A 15,681-nucleotide genomic window follows, 5' to 3' on the forward strand; every position below is an offset into this window, starting at 1 on the left:
CAATGAAGTCACTGGACATTGATCGTTTGCGCCCCACGCAAGTCACGCACGGATTGCGCGAAGTAGAGGAGAAAACGCGCTTCTATCAGTCGCTGTCCGGTCATGACCTTGACATGGCCATCGCGGAGAAACCCGTCCCGATCGTCCTTGGGCCCCAGGAAGAACCGTTCGTGATCGACCATCACCACGTGGCCGCGGCTCTTTGGCAGGCTGATATAACGTCGGTACCGGTCGTGCTGATTCGGGATCTATCCACGTCTTCGCTTGCCGAATTCTGGCTCACGCTCGAAAACAATCGTTGGACATATCCATACGATCAGCGTGGCCACAGGGTGTCCTTTGCCGATATGCCGCTGCACGTCTGGGAGATGATAGACGACGAATTCCGCAGCCTCGCCGCTTCGGTGCGCGATGCCGGCGGTTATCAGAAGACGAGTGTGCCTTTGGCGGAATTCCGTTGGGCGGATTTCTTTCGCCAACGGCTCGCGCTTCCCGCAGACGCATCGGAATACCGTGCACTGGTGCAACGAGCGGTTGAACTGGCGAAAAGCCAGGCTGCGCTTGGCCTGCCTGGCTATGTCGATCCCGACGCCGATGTACAAGGTGCCTCGACCGAGTCGGGCGAGGCGCAGAATTAAGCGCGTTCGTGCTCTTTGCCCTCTGCGGCACCCGTTTCTTCCACGCAGGCATCCACGTCGACAGTGTGCTTGCCTTGCGTGCCTACCCGGCTCGCCAACCGCAAGTATGCTTCGGCCAGACGGCGAAGATCGTCCTCGGATGCGTCTTCAATACCAATTAGCTGATTGTTCGCCGCGCGATGCGAAGCCAGCAATTCGTTGAGCTTCAGATGCATCGCAACGCTGTCCTTGTTCTGACTTTGCTGGATCATGAAGACCATCAGGAAAGTAATGATGGTCGTGCCGGTATTGATGACGAGTTGCCAAGCGTCGGAATAGTGGAAGAAGGGTCCCGTGACGGCCCAGACGATAACCGTGATGACGGCGATACCGAATGCAATCGGTGATCCGGCGAGCCGCGTAACCGAACTCGCGAAGTTGTCGAACGCGCGCGTGACGGGATTGCGCGCTGCGTAGGCAGGGCTGGACGTCTGCGGAACGGTGTCAATGCTATCCGCGCTTGAGCGGGATTCTCCTGGTCGCATTTCTTTCTCCGGGATGTTGCTCATGACCGGGAGATAGCACATTGCGTGCCGACATCTCAGCAGCAGGAGCACCCACCGAAATGCCGCATCCCATAGCCTCCGGTTTCCTCGCGGGCGTCTGGCGAGCCGCCACCGAGCGACGGCGCGCCGATTACCACGCGTGCAGCTGTGGCCCCGCACTGAGGGCACGCCACAGGCTCGTCACGCTCCGCAATGCGGCGCACCGTTTCGAAAGCGCCGCATTCGGCGCACTCATAGTCATAAACTGGCATGGCGTGTGGCTCTGTTAGGTCAGTAGTCACTGGAGTCTACTGACCGCGGGTTAAGTAAACAGTCTAGTCTGCATCGGTGCGCAATTGTTCGAGCTTTGCGCGCACGCGGTCGGCGAGTACTTCGGGAGCAAAGGGTTTGCGGATTACTTCCATATCGGAGAGCGCATCGCCTGGCGCATAGCCGGTGACGAGAATGACCGGCATCGACGGATACCGTTGCCTCACGGCTTCGGCGACCTGCCGGCCGTTGATCGTGCCAGGCAAAGCGACGTCGCTGATCAGCAGATCGAAACGCGCGCCTGCATGCAGCAGCCGCAGTGCCGCGGCCCCGCTGTCCGCTTCCAGTACCCGGTAGCCCTGTTCCCTCAATTGCTCCGCGGTGACTTCCCGCACGATTTCTTCGTCCTCGACAAGTACGATGGTTTTTGCGGGATCCTTGGACTCGTCCTGCATATCTTCCTTCTGCACGGAGGCGGGCAGGCACAGGCGTACGGTCGTTCCTTTACCGAGAGCAGTCTCCATCTGCACGATTCCGCCAGACTGCCTGACAAAGCCGTAGATCTGGCTGAGGCCAAGACCGACCCCCTGGCCCGACGGCTTTGTCGTGAAGAATGGCTCGAACGCGTGTTCCATGATTTTTGGTGACATGCCGGTGCCCGTGTCCGACACAGCAATGCAGCAGTAACGTCCGGGTTGAGCGTCGTCGAATCCGGTGACTTCTGCGTCGGTCAATATGACTTCGCTCGTGCTGATGGTCAGCCACCCGCCGTCCGGCATCGCGTCGCGAGCATTCACGCACAGATTGACCAGCGCGCTTTCCATCTGGTTCGGGTCGCACAACACCAGCCAGGTTCCGTCACCGAGTTTGAGTTCCAGGTTGATGCCCGAACCGACGACGCGGCGAATCATGTCTTCCATGTCATGCGCAATCGCATCCAGGCTCACGAGGCGCGGCTCGAGCGTTTGTTGGCGTCCGAACGCGAGCAGCCGGTGTGTCAATGTCGCCGCACGGCTTGCGCCTTTTTCCGCCCGCTCTACCAGCGTGACGACGTCGGTTGGCCGGCCCTGCTGCATGCGCACCCGGATCAGACTCAGGCAACTCATGATGGCCTGCAGCATGTTGTTGAAGTCGTGGGCGATGCCGCCGGTGAGTTGGCCAATGGCCTTGAGTTTCTCGCTGTGGCGCAAACGTTCTTCGGCGCGCGAGCGTTCGCGGCTTTCACGATGAAGCGTATCCACCGCCCGCTGCAATTCTGCGGTGCGCTCGGATACACTTCTTTCGAGCTCCTCGCTGCCGCGTTCGAGCGCTTCGCGCGCGCGAACCTGGTCTTCGATATCGGTCGATGTGCCGAGCCATGCCGCGATGCCGCCTTCGGCACGCAACGGCTTCGCGCGGGTCTGGAACCAGCGGTACGTGCAGTCGGACGCGCGCCGAATGCGGTGCTCGACCGCATATTCGCCTTTCACACCGCAGGTGCTCCACGCCGCAATGGTTGCCTCGCGATCGCCGGGATGCACCGCGTCCAGCCATCCGAAGCCGAGGCTGTCCTGCTCCGAAATGCCGCTGTATTCGATCCACTGCGGACTGCCCCACGTGCGCTCGCCAGTAATGAGGCATGTGAACACCAGTTGCGGTATCTGTGTCGCAAGCAGGCGGTAGCGTTCTTCGCTCTCGCGCAGCGAGACCGCATGCTTGCGCGTCTCGGCCGCGATCCGAAGCCGCTCGACCGCGGCGGCGAGCAGGTTCGCATACGAGCGCAGGAACTCGGTGTCGAGGTCGTTGAAGTCGCGCGGCGTGCGACTGTCGACTTGCAACACGCCGTATGCAGGCCGTTCTTTTCCGCCGAGAATGACGACGTTGATCAGTGCCTTCACGCCCGCATCGACGATGAACTGCGCATAACGGAAGCGCTTTTCATTGGCGATGTCGGGCGAAATTGCGGGCTTGCCAGTTTGCAGCGCATAACCTTCCGACGAGCCGCGCTCCGCTCGCGCCGTGGCACGGCCCACCACGCCCGGCGGCCAGCCCACGCCGGCGCGCACGAGAAGCGTAATTCGATCGGCCTGCAATTCCATGACTTTGGCCATGTCGGCTTGCAGCGCCTGGGCGACGAGACGGCATGCTTCGCACAGTATTTCGTCGAGGTCGTCGGAGCGAAGCGCAAGCTCGCCGAATTCCGCCAGAATCGCTTGCTGGTTGAAGAGAATGGCTTCGCGGTCCGCTGTGCTCACGACAAGATCCCCTGCTTGCTATGGTGAAGAAAGTGAGCCATCCAAACTAACGGAGGCTCTTTGAATGTAATTGTCGAGCCAGATTCATTCCTGCTATGCCGATACACAAACTACGTTGTGCATTGCGGCGGCAGAACGCACGTGAGGGCCGGACGCCCGTGAGGAACGCGCGATGCTGAATTAGCGAGACCGCATACAAACCAAGGAGAGGCACATGGCGACGTCTAATTCAAGTTCGAACGGCGGTCCCATCCGCAAATTCATCGATGTCCAAAAGGCGCTGAAGGGCGCTTCGTATCCCGCCGACAAAGCGAGCCTGCTGGACATTGCGAAGGGCAATGGCGCCGACGATGAGGTGCTCGATGCACTCGAACGCTTGCCGGATCAGGAGTACGGCAGCCCCGCCGAGGTGTCGAAAGGCGTGGGCGACGAATAGCGCCCGGTGGACCTACCCGGGCGCGCGACGCGCGGAGTCCGCTGTCTCCGCTGTCAAATGTGCAAGCGTCCGGGAAGTAAATACACGTGGCTCGCGCGTCTTTGTTAAGGCATTGCCATGGAATCTCAGACGGGTGTTCCAGGCGTGTGCGCGATCACCGTTGCTCCGGCTCGTCGAGCATCACCGACAGCGTGCCCGAATCGTTCTGGATCCCTGCATCGAGATTGATCGCCCCTGGCGTTTCTTTCTCGATTGCACGCAGCAGGCGTGGGGTAAACGATGCGCCGAAGCGCGAAATCATCGCCTCGCGCGCCATATCGTCTGCGTGGGCGAGGTTGCGTAACTCGTCCAGCGGCACCCCGACGAAGAGGTTCAACGGATATGGCGGCGCTTCGGGGTCCTCAGATGCCGCGTCCGGCGCTGGGGCACGGATGCGCAGTCCGGGTTGCAGATGCGCCTCGAATTCGGCGGTGACTTCATAATTCGGTGCGAAGTTGAGCGACGTCTTCGCCTCGCTCTCGAGAAACGGCGCGACGCCGTCAAGGCGCGCAAGTTCTTCGTCGCTAAGCAGCATGATCCGGTTCTCCTTGGGTTCGGAGTGCAGTGTGCGGTATGTGGTGCACGTAACAGGAGTCGCAGCAAACCGCTTGCCGCGCCGCGTGGATTGATCTATTAGTTTCACCAGGCACAGTCGATGCTGCGCCGTTCTGCTATCGACGAAGTCATGCCGCGCCTCGCGCAACGACGAATCGAAACCGAATGGGTGCCACCATGCATTGCAATCCGAAGAGCGCGTTACTCGCCATATCCATTGCGGCGCTGGCCGTGGGTGCGTCTGGCTGCAAGAAAGAGGACAACACCAGCAAGGACACGATGAGTTCCGCGAGCAGCGGCGTAATGAGCAATTCGGCGGGCGCGAACGGAACCAGTGGCCAAAGCGACGCCGCGAAGCGCGCGAGCGAGAGCGCAGCCGCGGGCGGCACGAGTCAACCCAGCAGCGCGGCGCCTGCTGCCTCCGCAAGTCAATAGTGTGCGCGCGTCTGAGTGCATGCGCGGTTCGATCCGCGGTCATTCAAGCTGCGTTTGCCGAACCTGCAAGGGGATGTCATGAGCGAATCTTTGCATCGACCGTCACTCGGCGCCGCTCTCTATTACAAAGATCCGCTGGCCGCTCTTGAATGGCTCGAACGGGCCTTCGGTTTCACCCGGCAACTCGTGATTACCGACGACGCCGGGCAACTCGCACACTCCGAAATGCGTTTCGGCGACAGCTACGTGATGATCAGCCGTGAATGGTCGGCAGACTCCGTGAGCCCGGTTACTGTGAGCGGGAGAAATACTCAGTCGGTGCATGTGCAACTACGCGACGGTATCGACCAACATTGCGCTCGCGCGCGTGCGGCGGGCGCGGTCATTACCCGCGAACCCGCGGATCAGTTTTACGGCGACCGCGTTTATGCGGCGCGGGATCCGGAGGGGCATATCTGGAGTTTCGGGCAAACCGTGCGCGCTATATCGCGGGAAGAGGCTGAACGCGCGAGCGGGCTGAATATCGAAGGCTGGATCTAGCGGTGAATGCGGAGGAGCAAACGCAGGTCCGACAGCGCCGCGCGATTCTCGAAGAGGCGCGCACAGAAAGTAAGCTGAAAGCACTTACTCAATGAATGCGCGAGCGGCTGTTGACGAGTCGCCACAACGCGCTTGCGATCAACGATCCGACGCCGAGCGCGACGCCCAACAGTACGATGGAACTCATGTGATCGCGCACGAGCGGCACGTTGCCGAACAGGTAGCCGGCCGCGACGAGAGAGCCGATCCACAATGCCGCGCCCGCGGTCACGAACGACACGAATCGCGCAAACGTCATGCGCGAAACGCCGGCCGCGAACGGCGCGAAAGTACGCACTACGGCAATGAATGGCGATAACAGAAAAGTCAATCCGCCGCGAGCTTCGTAGAAGGCATGCGCGCGGCGCAGCGCATTCTTGTCGAGCCACCGGTAATCGGCCGTATAAACCTTTTCGCCGATCGCGCGCCCAATTGCATAGTCGACGATGCTTCCCGCCACCGTAGCCGCGAATAGCACGGAGATCACGAGCCAGACGTTCAACGCGCCGGTGGCTGACAGACCGCCGCAAATGAAAATGAGCGGGTCGCCCGGCAGAAAAAATAACGGCAGAAAGCCGATTTCGACGAACACAATGATGAACAGCATCGCGTACACGGCGGTACCGTATTGGACGATCAGGCTGCTCAGGTGCTGATCGAAGTGCAGAGCGATCTGCAGCATTTGCATGAGTTGCATGCTGGCCCCAGGTTGTCGGATGTTCAGCAGTGTAGTCCGGCGGCCGCGCGGATACTTGTGTATTTGGCCGCGTGGATGTCAATATCGCGTGTCGCATCCGTGAGCGGGCCGAACATCAACCATCGAAAAACACCATGCAACATTTAGCCGATGTGACCTTCCGTCTTGCCGCGCCCGGCGATGCCGAAACGGTTCGCACGATCGAATTCGAGGCAAGCTTGCGCTTTGTCAGCGTCGGCATGCCGGGCATTGCGGATGCGCCGCCGATGAGTCTCGCTTTCGTGGAACGGAAGATAGCGGCACAGGAGCTGATCGTGGCGGTGAATGCCGAGGGAACATGCGTCGGATTCGTGATGTTCGAGCCGCAGCCCGCGCGTATCTATATCCAGGAGCTCGATGTACTGACGTCGCATGCCGGTCGACGCATCGGCGCCGCGCTGATCGAACAGGTCGCGCAACTCGCGCGCTCGCGGCAGATCATGCAACTGGTCCTGTCGACGTATCGCGAAGTGCCGTGGAATGCACCGTATTACCGGCGACTCGGTTTCCGCGACATAGACGAAGCCGAACTCGACGTGGCTCTACGCGCACGGCGCGATGCACATATCGCAAGAGGCCTCGACGAGTCGAAACGCGTATTCATGCGACGCGATCTTGGCTAACGGTGTGCCTTACAGAGGCGAGCGACCCCGAAGACGGAAAAAAGCGGCGTTCGCCGCCGGAAAATTCACTCTCCGACCACGCCCGCCGCTTTTCGCTTCGTTTTACAGCCGCTGCTTTTACAGCCGCATTACGGCTGCTTCACGATCGCGCGTTTGCGCTTACTCCACCGTTTCAAGCGTGGGGTAATCGACGTAACCCGTCTCGCCACGTGCGTAGTACGTGGAGGGGTTCGGCTTGTTCAACGGTGCATTGGTCGCAAAACGGCGCACGAGGTCCGGATTTGCGATGAACAACTGGCCCCACGCCACCGCGTCCGCTTCGCCCGCGTCGAGTACTTGCTGCGCAGTTTCCTTCGTGAACTTCTCGTTCGCGATGTACGGGCCGCCGAACTCTTTCTTCAGCTGCGGGCCGAGACGGTCCTCACCCAACGCTTCGCGCGCGGCGATGAACGCGATCTTGCGCTTGCCGAGTTCGCGAGCCACATAGCCGAAGGTCTCAGCCGGATCCGAATCGCCCATGTCGTGCGAGTCGCGGCGCGGCGCGAGATGCACGCCGACGCGATTCGCGCCCCACACGTCGATACATGCGTCGGTGATTTCGAGCAGCAAGCGCGCGCGATTTTCAATCGGGCCGCCGTACTCGTCAGTGCGCTTGTTGGTGCTGTCCTGAAGGAACTGGTCGATCAGATAGCCGTTTGCGCCGTGCACTTCAACGCCGTCGAAGCCTGCTGCTTTCGCGTTTTCGGCACCTTTGCGGAATGCCTGCACAACGCCCGCGATTTCGTCGAGTTCGAGCGCGCGCGGCGTGACATACGGGCGCTCCGGACGCACGAGGCTCACGTGGCCTTTCGCGGCGAGCGCGCTCGGCGCGACCGGCAATTCGCCATTGAGGAACAGCGGATCGGAAATGCGGCCGACATGCCATAGTTGCAGGAAGATCTTCCCGCCGGCTGCATGCACTGCGTTGGTGACGAGCTTCCAGCCTTCCACCTGTTCCTGCGACCAGATGCCCGGCGTCTCGGCGTAACCGACGCCCTGCGGCGTGACCGAGGTGGCTTCGCTGATGATGAGGCCCGCCGTGGCGCGTTCAGCGTAGTACTTCGCCATCAGCGCGTTCGGCACGCGGATTTCCTCGGCGCGCTGACGCGTGAGCGGCGCCATGATGATGCGGTTGGACAACGTCAGGTCGCCAATTTGCAGCGGATCGAAAAGAGTCGGCATAAATGTTCACCTTTGGCTGAGGCGAGGACGCCTTGAGCCGGGAAATAGTTGCATTGAACGAAAGAGTGAAAAGAAGCGGCGATGCAACACCGGTCAGAGCTTCGAATTCATATGCTCGAGAAAAGCCTGAATCACGGGCTCGTTGCGTTTGAAGAACACCCATTGCCCCACGCGTTTCGACGTGACGAGCCCCGCACGCTGCAACGCTGCGAGGTGGGCCGACACGGTGGACTGCGAGAGTCCGCAGCGCGCGTCGATTTTGCCGGCACATACGCCATGGTCGAGCGGAAGTTCCTGATCGGCGAAGTGCGCATGCGGCTCGCGCAGCCAGCCAAGAATCTCGCGACGCACCGGATTGGCGAGCGCCTTGTGGATCGCGTCCATGTCAGGCGCGATGGGAGTTCGTTTCATTCGTCAACTACCAGAGCTGCTTTAATGGTCAGGCGTGGGCTAATTGCCGCCCACAGGTTTGCATCGCTACAGAACGAAGTATATATCGGAATTAAACGATATGCTTGAAGGCATTACCGGCAGCAGGGAAAAGACTGGTGGCTATGCCAAAAAATGCAGCCGCGTCATGCAAAATGAGCACATCTAGGATGTGGAGAGTGACTCGTGGGCGTCAATTTCGATTTGAACGACTTGCAGGCGTTTCGCGCGGTGGTGGAACTGGGGAGCTTCCGCAAGGCCGCCGAGGCTGTCAGCATCTCCCAGCCGGCTCTGAGCCGTCGCATTGAAAAACTGGAGGAAGCGCTCGGCGTGCGCCTCTTCGAGCGCACCACGCGCAGCGTCACGCTCACGACCGTCGGCCGCGTGTTCGCTCCAAGCGCCGAGCAACTGCTCGACGATCTCGACGTCGCGTTGCTCGGCATCCGCGATGTCTCTTCTAGCCGGCTGGGTCATGTGACCATCGCCTGCGTGCCGTCGGTGGCGTACTACTTTCTGCCCAATGTCGTCGCAAGCTACCATCGCCGCTTTCCGCGCATCAGGGTAAAACTGCTGGATTCGAGCGCGAATGAGGTGCTTGGCGCAGTGATCAGCGGTGAGGCCGATTTTGGCGTGAGTTTCATGGGTAGCCAGGAGTCCGAGGTCGAGTTCAAGGTGCTGCTGCAGGAGCGCTTCGTTGCAGCTTGCCGTCGCGATCATCCGCTCGCGCGCAAGAAGCGCGTCACCTGGAACGAGCTTTACGAGCATGAGTACGTGTCAGTGGACAAGACTTCCGGGAACCGTCTGCTGCTCGATCAGGCACTCTCGGCAGTGGCGCCCCGCGCACCGAGCGTTTGCGAGACCCGTCACGTCACGACCATGCTCGGCCTCGTCGAAGCGGGGCTCGGTGTCGCCGCCGTGCCGTCGATGGCCATGCCCGGCCGCGATCATCCGATCCTCACGAGTGTGCCGCTCGTTGAACCGGTGGTGAAGCGGCGCGTGGGAATCGTGAGGCGCCGGGGGCGTCCGCTTACTCCGGCCGCGCAGGAGTTTCACAGAACGATTGTCGAGATGAGGCAGGGCGGCGTCGAAGGCAGCGATGGTTCTGACGTCAACACGTCTGCGAAAGAACGACCAGCCCGGAAGACCGCATCGTGAGGTCGGCAAGGCCGCTTCGTTCGCTTTATGTACAGGTGCTGCTGGGCATGGTGCTCGGCGTGGCAGTCGGTCATTTCCTGCCGCAAGCGGGCGCGCTGCTCAAGCCTTTCAGCGATGCGTTCGTCGGCCTCGTAAGGATGATGATTGCGCCTATCGTCTTCTGTACGATCGTCTCCGGCATCACGTCGCTCGCAAGCGGTAAGGCTATCGGGCGGACGATCTTCAAGGCGCTGGCGCTCTTTTACTTGCTCACCGTCGTGGCGCTAGCCTTCGGGCTCGTCACCGCCATCGTTCTGCGACCGGGCGCGGGTATGCACATCGACGCGCACGGTCTGGACACGAGCATCCTCGCGCAATATGTGAAGCACGCACAGCCGGGCGGCCTGGTCGCATTTGCGCTGAGCGTCATCCCCGAGACGATGCTCGGCGCCTTCGAGAAGGGTGACGTACTGCCGGTACTGCTGCTCTCGCTACTCTTCGGCTTTTCGCTGAACTCCTGCCCGAAGGCGGGCCGGCCGGTGCTCGCGCTAATCGACGGCGTCGCGCACGTCCTGTTCCGGATCCTCGCGATGATCATGCAACTTGCCCCGCTCGGCGCATTCGGTGCGATGGCGTTCACGGTGGGCCGCTTCGGCATCCGCTCGGTCGGCTCTCTCGGCATGTTGATGGTGTGCTTCTACGTGGCATGCCTGCTGTTCATTGCGCTGGTGCTCGCTTCACTCGCGCGGCTGCATGGTTTCGCGCTTTGGCGGCTGTTGCGCTACATGCGGGAGGAGTTGCTTATTGTTCTCGCGACATCTTCCACGGAGCCGGTACTGCCGCGCCTGATCGTCAAGCTCGAGGCGCTCGGTTGCGACAAGGGGGTCGTGGGGCTCGTGCTGCCGGCCGGATATTCGTTCAATCTCGACGGCACCGCGATCTATCTGACACTCGCTTCGATGTTCATTGCGCAGGCATGCGACGTGCCGCTTTCCGCGTTTCAGATCGCGATGATGCTCGCGGTCATGCTGCTCACGTCAAAGGGGGCGGCCGGCGTGTCGGGTAGCGGACTCGTCGCGCTGGTCGCGACGCTGACGGTGATCCCGGATCTGCCCGTAGCTGGTGTGGCGCTACTGGTGGGCATCGACCGCTTCATGTCCGAGGCGCGTGCCCTGACGAGCGTGATCAGCAACGCTTGCGCTGTGATCTTCGTTTCCATGTGGGAAGGTGCGTGCGACCGTGCGCGTCTCGCTCAGATGCTCGGGGCGGAAGCGGCAGCTGCAGGCGACGCGGACGGTGCGGACGACTCAGCGAGACGAACCCCGGGAATGTGACAGGAAGGCCGCAGCAAGCAAGCCTTCCTTCAGGTTTGCGTCAATGAGCGGAAACGGTATCGAGTCCGGTCGATTTCACTTCTGGCTGGACGCCGGGCGACGCGAGATAGTCGAGCAGAGCTTTTGCTTCTTTCGGGTGCTGCGCACTGACCGGAATGCCGGCCGCGAACCGCGTGACTGACTGCAGCGATTCGGGAATCTTGCCGACGAAGGTCGCGCCCTTGACAGGCAGCAACTCACTCACCTGCTGGAAGCCAATTTCGTAGTCGCCGTTCGCCACGACCGAGGCCACTGGAATGCGCGGGATCATCTTCGCCTTCGCTTTGACCTGATCCTCGATGCCAAGCTTCTTGAACAACTCCCGCTCGATATAGACACCGCTGGCGCTGTCCGAGTAGGCGATCGACTTCGCATGCAGCAGGGTCTGCCGGAGCCCGTCTACGGAACTGATATCGGGCTTCGTCGCACCTTCGCGCACGACCATGCCGATGCGCGAATCGGCCAGCTCGACCCGCGATCCGGGGACGACCTTGCCTTTCTGGATCAGATCGTCAAGCGCATATCCGACCATGATGACGGCGTCCGCCGGCTCGCCACGCTCCAGCCGGTTGGGAATCGCTTCAGGCGATTTGCCCATCGACGGACCGAGCGCGGTGTCGAGCGTGTTGCGCGTCTCCGCCGAGAATTTCGGGCCGAGCACTTTGTACGCCGCAGTAAAGCCGCCGGAACTCATGACGTGCAGATCGGCGGCTTGCACGTTCGCCGCGGCGGCCGAGGTTGCAACCAGTGCTGCGACGCACAGTTTTCGAATCAGGTTTCTCATGATCGTAGTGTTGTCGGAATGTGGGTGTATCTGGATGCGGAGCGCGGAAGCGGATCAGTGCGCCGGAGTCAGCGTCGTTGCGCGGCGGCGATACAGCGCGAACGTCGCCATCAGCGCGCATGCAGCGGCAAAGCTCATCCAGTAGCCGGGTGCGGCCTTGTCGCCTGTCATGTGGATGAGCGCCGTGGAGATCGCCGGCGTGAAGCCGCCGAATACCGCCGTCGCGAGGCTATAGGCGAGCGAGAAGCCCGCGACGCGTACTTGTGCCGGCATCACTTCTGTCAGTGCGACGACCATCGCGCCGTTATAGATGCCGTACATGAACGAGAGCCAAAGAAGGGCGAGCAGCATGTTGAGGAAGCTCGGCGCGTGCGCGAGGAGTGACAGCGCCGGGTACGCAGTTGCGATGGCGAGCACCGTCATCGCGACGAGGAGCGGCCGGCGGCCGAGCTTGTCGGACAGAGCCCCGCCGATGGGCAGCCACACGAAATTCGACACGGCGACACACAGCGTCACAAGCAGACTGTCGGCGGTGCTCAAGTGCAGAACGGTCTTGCCGAAAGTCGGCGCGTAGACGGTGATCAGATAGAAGCTCGCGGTGGTCATCGCCACCAGCATCATGCCTGCAATCACTACGGTCCAGTTCTGGACCAGCGTGCGGAACACTTCCTTCATGCTCGGACGATGCTGGCGCGCCTTGAACTCCTCGGTCTCCTGCAGGTTACGACGCAGCATGAAGATGAACGGCACGATCATGCAGCCGACGAAGAACGGAACGCGCCATCCCCAGGCCGCAATGGTAGCGGCGCTCATCGACTGGTTGAGCGCGAAGCCAAGGGCCGCGGCCACGACGATCGCGACCTGCTGGCTCGCAGACTGCCAGCTCGTGAAGAAGCCCTTGCGGCCCGGCGTGGCCATCTCGGCGAGATACACCGAGACGCCGCCCAGTTCCGCGCCCGCCGAGAAACCCTGCAGCAGTCTTCCGATCAAGACGAGCGCGGGCGCCACGAGGCCAAGCGTTGCGTAGCCCGGCACGAACGCGATCAGGATGGTGCCGCTCGCCATGATGGAGAGCGTGACGATAAGACCTTTGCGGCGACCGACGTCGTCGATGTACGCGCCCAGCACGATTGCGCCCAGCGGTCGCATCAGGAAACCGGCGCCGAAGACCGCGAACGTCATCATCAATGAGGCGAATTCGCTGTCAGCCGGGAAGAAGACCTTGGCGATCTGGGTGGCATAGAAGCCAAACAGGAAGAAGTCGAACTGCTCGAGAAAGTTTCCGGCCGTTACGCGGAAAACCGCCGCGGCCTTTGAACGGCCCGAGGAAAGGGTAGAGGGCGAGGGGTGCATCGTTGTCTCCTGGCATCCCGAAAGATGCTGTGGTTCCGCTCTTTGTGGATTCGCGAATATTGGCCCTTGCCCGACCAAACGATAAGTGCAATCTTTTTAACGATTGATGTTCATTGGTTATCAATCGGCGCTTCTCTTACGTAGCGCGCTTTCCCGGCGCCGTTTGGCCGGCCAACGACAAAAATCGGCGCTGTGCCGGCTGTGTCCGGCCGAGTAGCGTGCTTGCGGCGCAATTCTGCGATCATTGCTGACAATCTGAACTGCTGGAATGAGCATGGAACTTCGGCATCTTCGCTATTTCATCGCTGTTGCTGAGTTGCGAAGCGTGCGGGCGGCGTCCGAGCAGCTGCACGTCACGCAACCGGCGATTTCCCGCCAGATACAGGATCTCGAAGACGCCATCGGCGCGGCGCTGTTCGAGCGCACGCCGCGCGGGCTTAAGCTGACGCCCGCCGGCGATGCGTATCTGCTGGAAGCACGCGAGATCCTTGCGCGTGTCGATGCCGCGAACCGGCTGGCGCGGCGCATCGCATCCGGTGTGCAAGGTCACCTGCGCATCGGTTTCGTTGAAAACGCCGTGTGGAGCGGCCCCGTTTCGAGCGCGTTGAGCGCTTTCGAACAGGCAGCACCGAACGTCGCCCTCGAACTCACGCCGATGAACACGCCCGAGCAACTCGACGCGCTCGCCGCGGGACGGCTCGACGGCGGCTTCTGCTATCGCTTCGGCGCGTTGCCGGAAGGCATTGCGAGCCTGCATGTGCTCGATCAAAGCGTGGTGCTTGCCGTGCCGCAAGCGTGGCCGCACGGCAGCGCGGGCGCGGTCAGCGCACATGAACTCTCCGGCAGGCCGTTCATCGCGTTCCCGCGCCGCGTCTATCCCGCTTACTACGATCGCCTGCTATCCGCCTGCGCCGAACGCGGGCTCACGCTCGATATCAGACAGGAGGCGTCGACGGAAACCGCGATTCTTTCGCTGGTTTCGGCGGGGATGGGCGCGGCCATCGTCAATGCCGCGAATCGCGACCGGCCGCCCGCGCGCGTGCGTTTCGTCGACTTGCTCGACCTGGAGATTTCCTTGCCGCTCGAATTCTGCTTCGTCGCACACGAGGCGGCGCACGAAGCGAATCGCACGCTTAAACGTTTTTTGGACCTGCTGACATAGCGGCCGGCAAGCGATGCCTGCAAGGCATCGCCCAGCGCAGAAAACGGCATTGGCCGGACGTTTTTTCGTCACCGATAGTAAAGGCACCCCAGGCTCTTTACTGTTCGCGCCATGTCCACTTCCGCTTCGCTCATCGCTACCGATATCGACTTCGAACGCTCCGGCTTCCAGACCGGCACGCTGCGTCTGCCGTATTCGCATGACCGCTCGGCATACGGCCACGTGCCGATCCCGCTTGCCGTGCTCAACGCGGGGGCCGGTACGGGCCCGACCGTTCTTCTAACGGGCGGCAATCACGGCGACGAATACGAAGGACCCGTCGCGCTGATGAAGCTGATGCAGCGCATGCCGTCGATGTCCATACGCGGTCGCCTGATCGTGATACCCGGCTTGAACTTTCCGGCCTTCATCAACGGCACGCGCACGTCGCCGATTGACCGCGGCAACCTGAACCGCCTGTTTCCCGGCGCACGAAATGGCCAGCCGACGGAAATGATCGCGCACTACGTCGAAAGCGAACTCCTGCCGCGCGCCGATGTCGTGATCGACCTGCATGCCGGAGGCGCGTCGTTCGAGCATGCGCCCACGCTGCTCGCGTCGCCGCCTGCCGAAGGCGAATGGCACGCGTTGTATATGGACCTCGTGCGCGAGTTCGGCGCGCCGAACACGATGATCATGGACCTGCTCGGCGAAGACCGCACGTTCGCAGCCGCAGCCGAACGGCACGGCAAGCTCTTTCTGTGCGGCGAGCTCGGCGGACATGCGGGCTGCGACGCGGCGAACCTGGCGATCGTCGAAAGCGGCTTGCAGCGCGTGTTGGTTCGGCTCGGTGTGCTCTCCGACACGCAGCCGGCGCCGGCCGGCAAAACGCGCTTTCTGCGCGTAGAAGGCGCTCGTGCGTACGTGTATGCGCCGCTTGCGGGTGTATTCGAACCCGCGTTCAGACTCGGCGATCAGGTGCGCGAGGGTCAGCTCGCAGGGCGCCTGTACGATCCGCACCGCCCGTGGCAGGCGCCGGCCGATATCGCGTTCCGCAGCGACGGCATGGTCATTTGCATGCGGACCTTTGCACGCGTGGAACCCGGCGACTGCATCGCGCTGCTCGCTGCACAAGCCAACGCCGATTGAGCCAAGTCCACCAACGCCGGAGCCGCGC

18 protein-coding genes are annotated in these 15,681 nt (G+C 61.8%); 9 read left to right on the top strand and 9 right to left on the bottom strand.

Annotated features, from left to right (window positions below; genetic code table 11):
• Positions 1 to 2: 2 nt before the first annotated feature.
• Positions 3 to 638 carry a ParB-like protein gene (locus tag BCA01S_RS15630; protein ID WP_027777708.1) on the top strand — a complete coding sequence of 212 codons (636 nt, stop codon included), beginning with the start codon at positions 3 to 5 and terminating at the stop codon, positions 636 to 638.
• Here the strand turns inward: BCA01S_RS15630 and BCA01S_RS15635 are convergent.
• The 3 genes from BCA01S_RS15635 to BCA01S_RS15645 all read right to left on the bottom strand — a co-directional run bounded on the left by BCA01S_RS15635 (position 635) and on the right by BCA01S_RS15645 (position 3,666).
• Complete coding sequence (locus BCA01S_RS15635) at positions 635 to 1,162, bottom strand: low affinity iron permease family protein (RefSeq protein ID WP_027777709.1); 528 nt, start codon at positions 1,160 to 1,162, stop codon at positions 635 to 637. The two genes, BCA01S_RS15630 and BCA01S_RS15635, sit on opposite strands and share 4 nt — an antisense overlap.
• 56 nt (positions 1,163 to 1,218) lie before the next feature.
• Positions 1,219 to 1,434 carry an FmdB family zinc ribbon protein gene (locus BCA01S_RS37125; protein WP_020068370.1) on the bottom strand — a complete coding sequence of 72 codons (216 nt, stop codon included), beginning with the start codon at positions 1,432 to 1,434 and terminating at the stop codon, positions 1,219 to 1,221.
• Positions 1,435 to 1,497: 63 nt separating this feature from the next.
• A complete protein-coding gene (locus tag BCA01S_RS15645) occupies positions 1,498 to 3,666 on the bottom strand; it encodes a response regulator (RefSeq protein WP_027777710.1) in 2,169 nt (722 codons plus the stop codon).
• Positions 3,667 to 3,880: 214 nt separating this feature from the next.
• On the opposite strand from BCA01S_RS15645, the gene BCA01S_RS15650 reads away from it, so the two are divergent.
• Positions 3,881 to 4,102: a DUF2795 domain-containing protein gene (locus BCA01S_RS15650; protein ID WP_027777711.1), complete on the top strand. Its 222-nt coding sequence runs from the start codon at positions 3,881 to 3,883 to the stop codon at positions 4,100 to 4,102.
• 154 nt (positions 4,103 to 4,256) lie between these two features.
• On the opposite strand, the gene BCA01S_RS15655 is transcribed toward BCA01S_RS15650, so the two are convergent.
• Entirely contained in the window at positions 4,257 to 4,676 is a 420-nt protein-coding gene (locus BCA01S_RS15655) for a hypothetical protein (protein WP_027777712.1), read from the bottom strand.
• 185 nt (positions 4,677 to 4,861) lie between these two features.
• On the opposite strand from BCA01S_RS15655, the gene BCA01S_RS15660 reads away from it, so the two are divergent.
• Complete coding sequence (locus BCA01S_RS15660) at positions 4,862 to 5,131, top strand: hypothetical protein (protein WP_244145998.1); 270 nt, start codon at positions 4,862 to 4,864, stop codon at positions 5,129 to 5,131.
• Between the two features lie 78 nt (positions 5,132 to 5,209).
• Entirely contained in the window at positions 5,210 to 5,671 is a 462-nt protein-coding gene (locus tag BCA01S_RS15665; RefSeq protein ID WP_027777714.1) for a VOC family protein, read from the top strand.
• 88 nt (positions 5,672 to 5,759) lie between these two features.
• Here BCA01S_RS15665 and BCA01S_RS15670 read toward each other — a convergent pair whose 3' ends face one another.
• The gene (locus BCA01S_RS15670; protein ID WP_027777715.1) at positions 5,760 to 6,407 is read right to left on the bottom strand and encodes a VTT domain-containing protein; all 648 of its coding nucleotides are present in this window, start codon (positions 6,405 to 6,407) and stop codon (positions 5,760 to 5,762) included.
• A gap of 134 nt (positions 6,408 to 6,541) precedes the next feature.
• Between BCA01S_RS15670 and BCA01S_RS15675 the strand changes: the two genes are divergently transcribed.
• A complete protein-coding gene (locus tag BCA01S_RS15675; protein WP_027777716.1) occupies positions 6,542 to 7,069 on the top strand; it encodes a GNAT family N-acetyltransferase in 528 nt (175 codons plus the stop codon).
• Between the two features lie 159 nt (positions 7,070 to 7,228).
• Here the strand turns inward: BCA01S_RS15675 and BCA01S_RS15680 are convergent, their stop codons facing one another.
• Positions 7,229 to 8,290 carry an alkene reductase gene (locus BCA01S_RS15680; protein ID WP_027777717.1) on the bottom strand — a complete coding sequence of 354 codons (1,062 nt, stop codon included), beginning with the start codon at positions 8,288 to 8,290 and terminating at the stop codon, positions 7,229 to 7,231.
• A 93-nt stretch (positions 8,291 to 8,383) separates the two neighbouring features.
• Positions 8,384 to 8,701 (bottom strand): ArsR/SmtB family transcription factor, encoded by a 318-nt coding sequence (locus BCA01S_RS15685; RefSeq protein ID WP_027777718.1) that lies wholly within the window; start codon positions 8,699 to 8,701, stop codon positions 8,384 to 8,386.
• 204 nt (positions 8,702 to 8,905) lie between these two features.
• Here BCA01S_RS15685 and BCA01S_RS15690 point away from each other — a divergent pair, with 204 nt between their 5' ends.
• Together BCA01S_RS15690 and dctA are read left to right on the top strand one after the other, a co-directional pair.
• Entirely contained in the window at positions 8,906 to 9,874 is a 969-nt protein-coding gene (locus tag BCA01S_RS15690; RefSeq protein ID WP_027777719.1) for a LysR family transcriptional regulator, read from the top strand.
• Positions 9,871 to 11,187, top strand: a complete 1,317-nt coding sequence (gene dctA, locus BCA01S_RS15695; protein ID WP_027777720.1) for a C4-dicarboxylate transporter DctA — start codon at positions 9,871 to 9,873, stop codon at positions 11,185 to 11,187. Before BCA01S_RS15690 ends, dctA begins: the two co-directional genes overlap by 4 nt.
• A 40-nt stretch (positions 11,188 to 11,227) precedes the next feature.
• On the opposite strand, the gene BCA01S_RS15700 is transcribed toward dctA, so the two are convergent.
• Both BCA01S_RS15700 and BCA01S_RS15705 read right to left on the bottom strand, forming a co-directional pair.
• A complete protein-coding gene (locus BCA01S_RS15700; RefSeq protein WP_027777721.1) occupies positions 11,228 to 12,010 on the bottom strand; it encodes a substrate-binding domain-containing protein in 783 nt (260 codons plus the stop codon).
• Between the two features lie 54 nt (positions 12,011 to 12,064).
• Positions 12,065 to 13,363 (bottom strand): MFS transporter, encoded by a 1,299-nt coding sequence (locus BCA01S_RS15705; RefSeq protein ID WP_027777722.1) that lies wholly within the window; start codon positions 13,361 to 13,363, stop codon positions 12,065 to 12,067.
• Between the two features lie 274 nt (positions 13,364 to 13,637).
• On the opposite strand from BCA01S_RS15705, the gene BCA01S_RS15710 reads away from it, so the two are divergent.
• Positions 13,638 to 14,525 carry a LysR family transcriptional regulator gene (locus BCA01S_RS15710; RefSeq protein WP_027777723.1) on the top strand — a complete coding sequence of 296 codons (888 nt, stop codon included), beginning with the start codon at positions 13,638 to 13,640 and terminating at the stop codon, positions 14,523 to 14,525.
• 111 nt (positions 14,526 to 14,636) lie between these two features.
• Complete coding sequence (locus BCA01S_RS15715) at positions 14,637 to 15,653, top strand: succinylglutamate desuccinylase/aspartoacylase family protein (protein WP_027777724.1); 1,017 nt, start codon at positions 14,637 to 14,639, stop codon at positions 15,651 to 15,653.
• Positions 15,654 to 15,681 lie beyond the last annotated feature (28 nt).

It is taken from the genome of Paraburkholderia caledonica NBRC 102488 (genome assembly GCF_000685095.1).
GTDB lineage: Bacteria > Pseudomonadota > Gammaproteobacteria > Burkholderiales > Burkholderiaceae > Paraburkholderia > Paraburkholderia caledonica.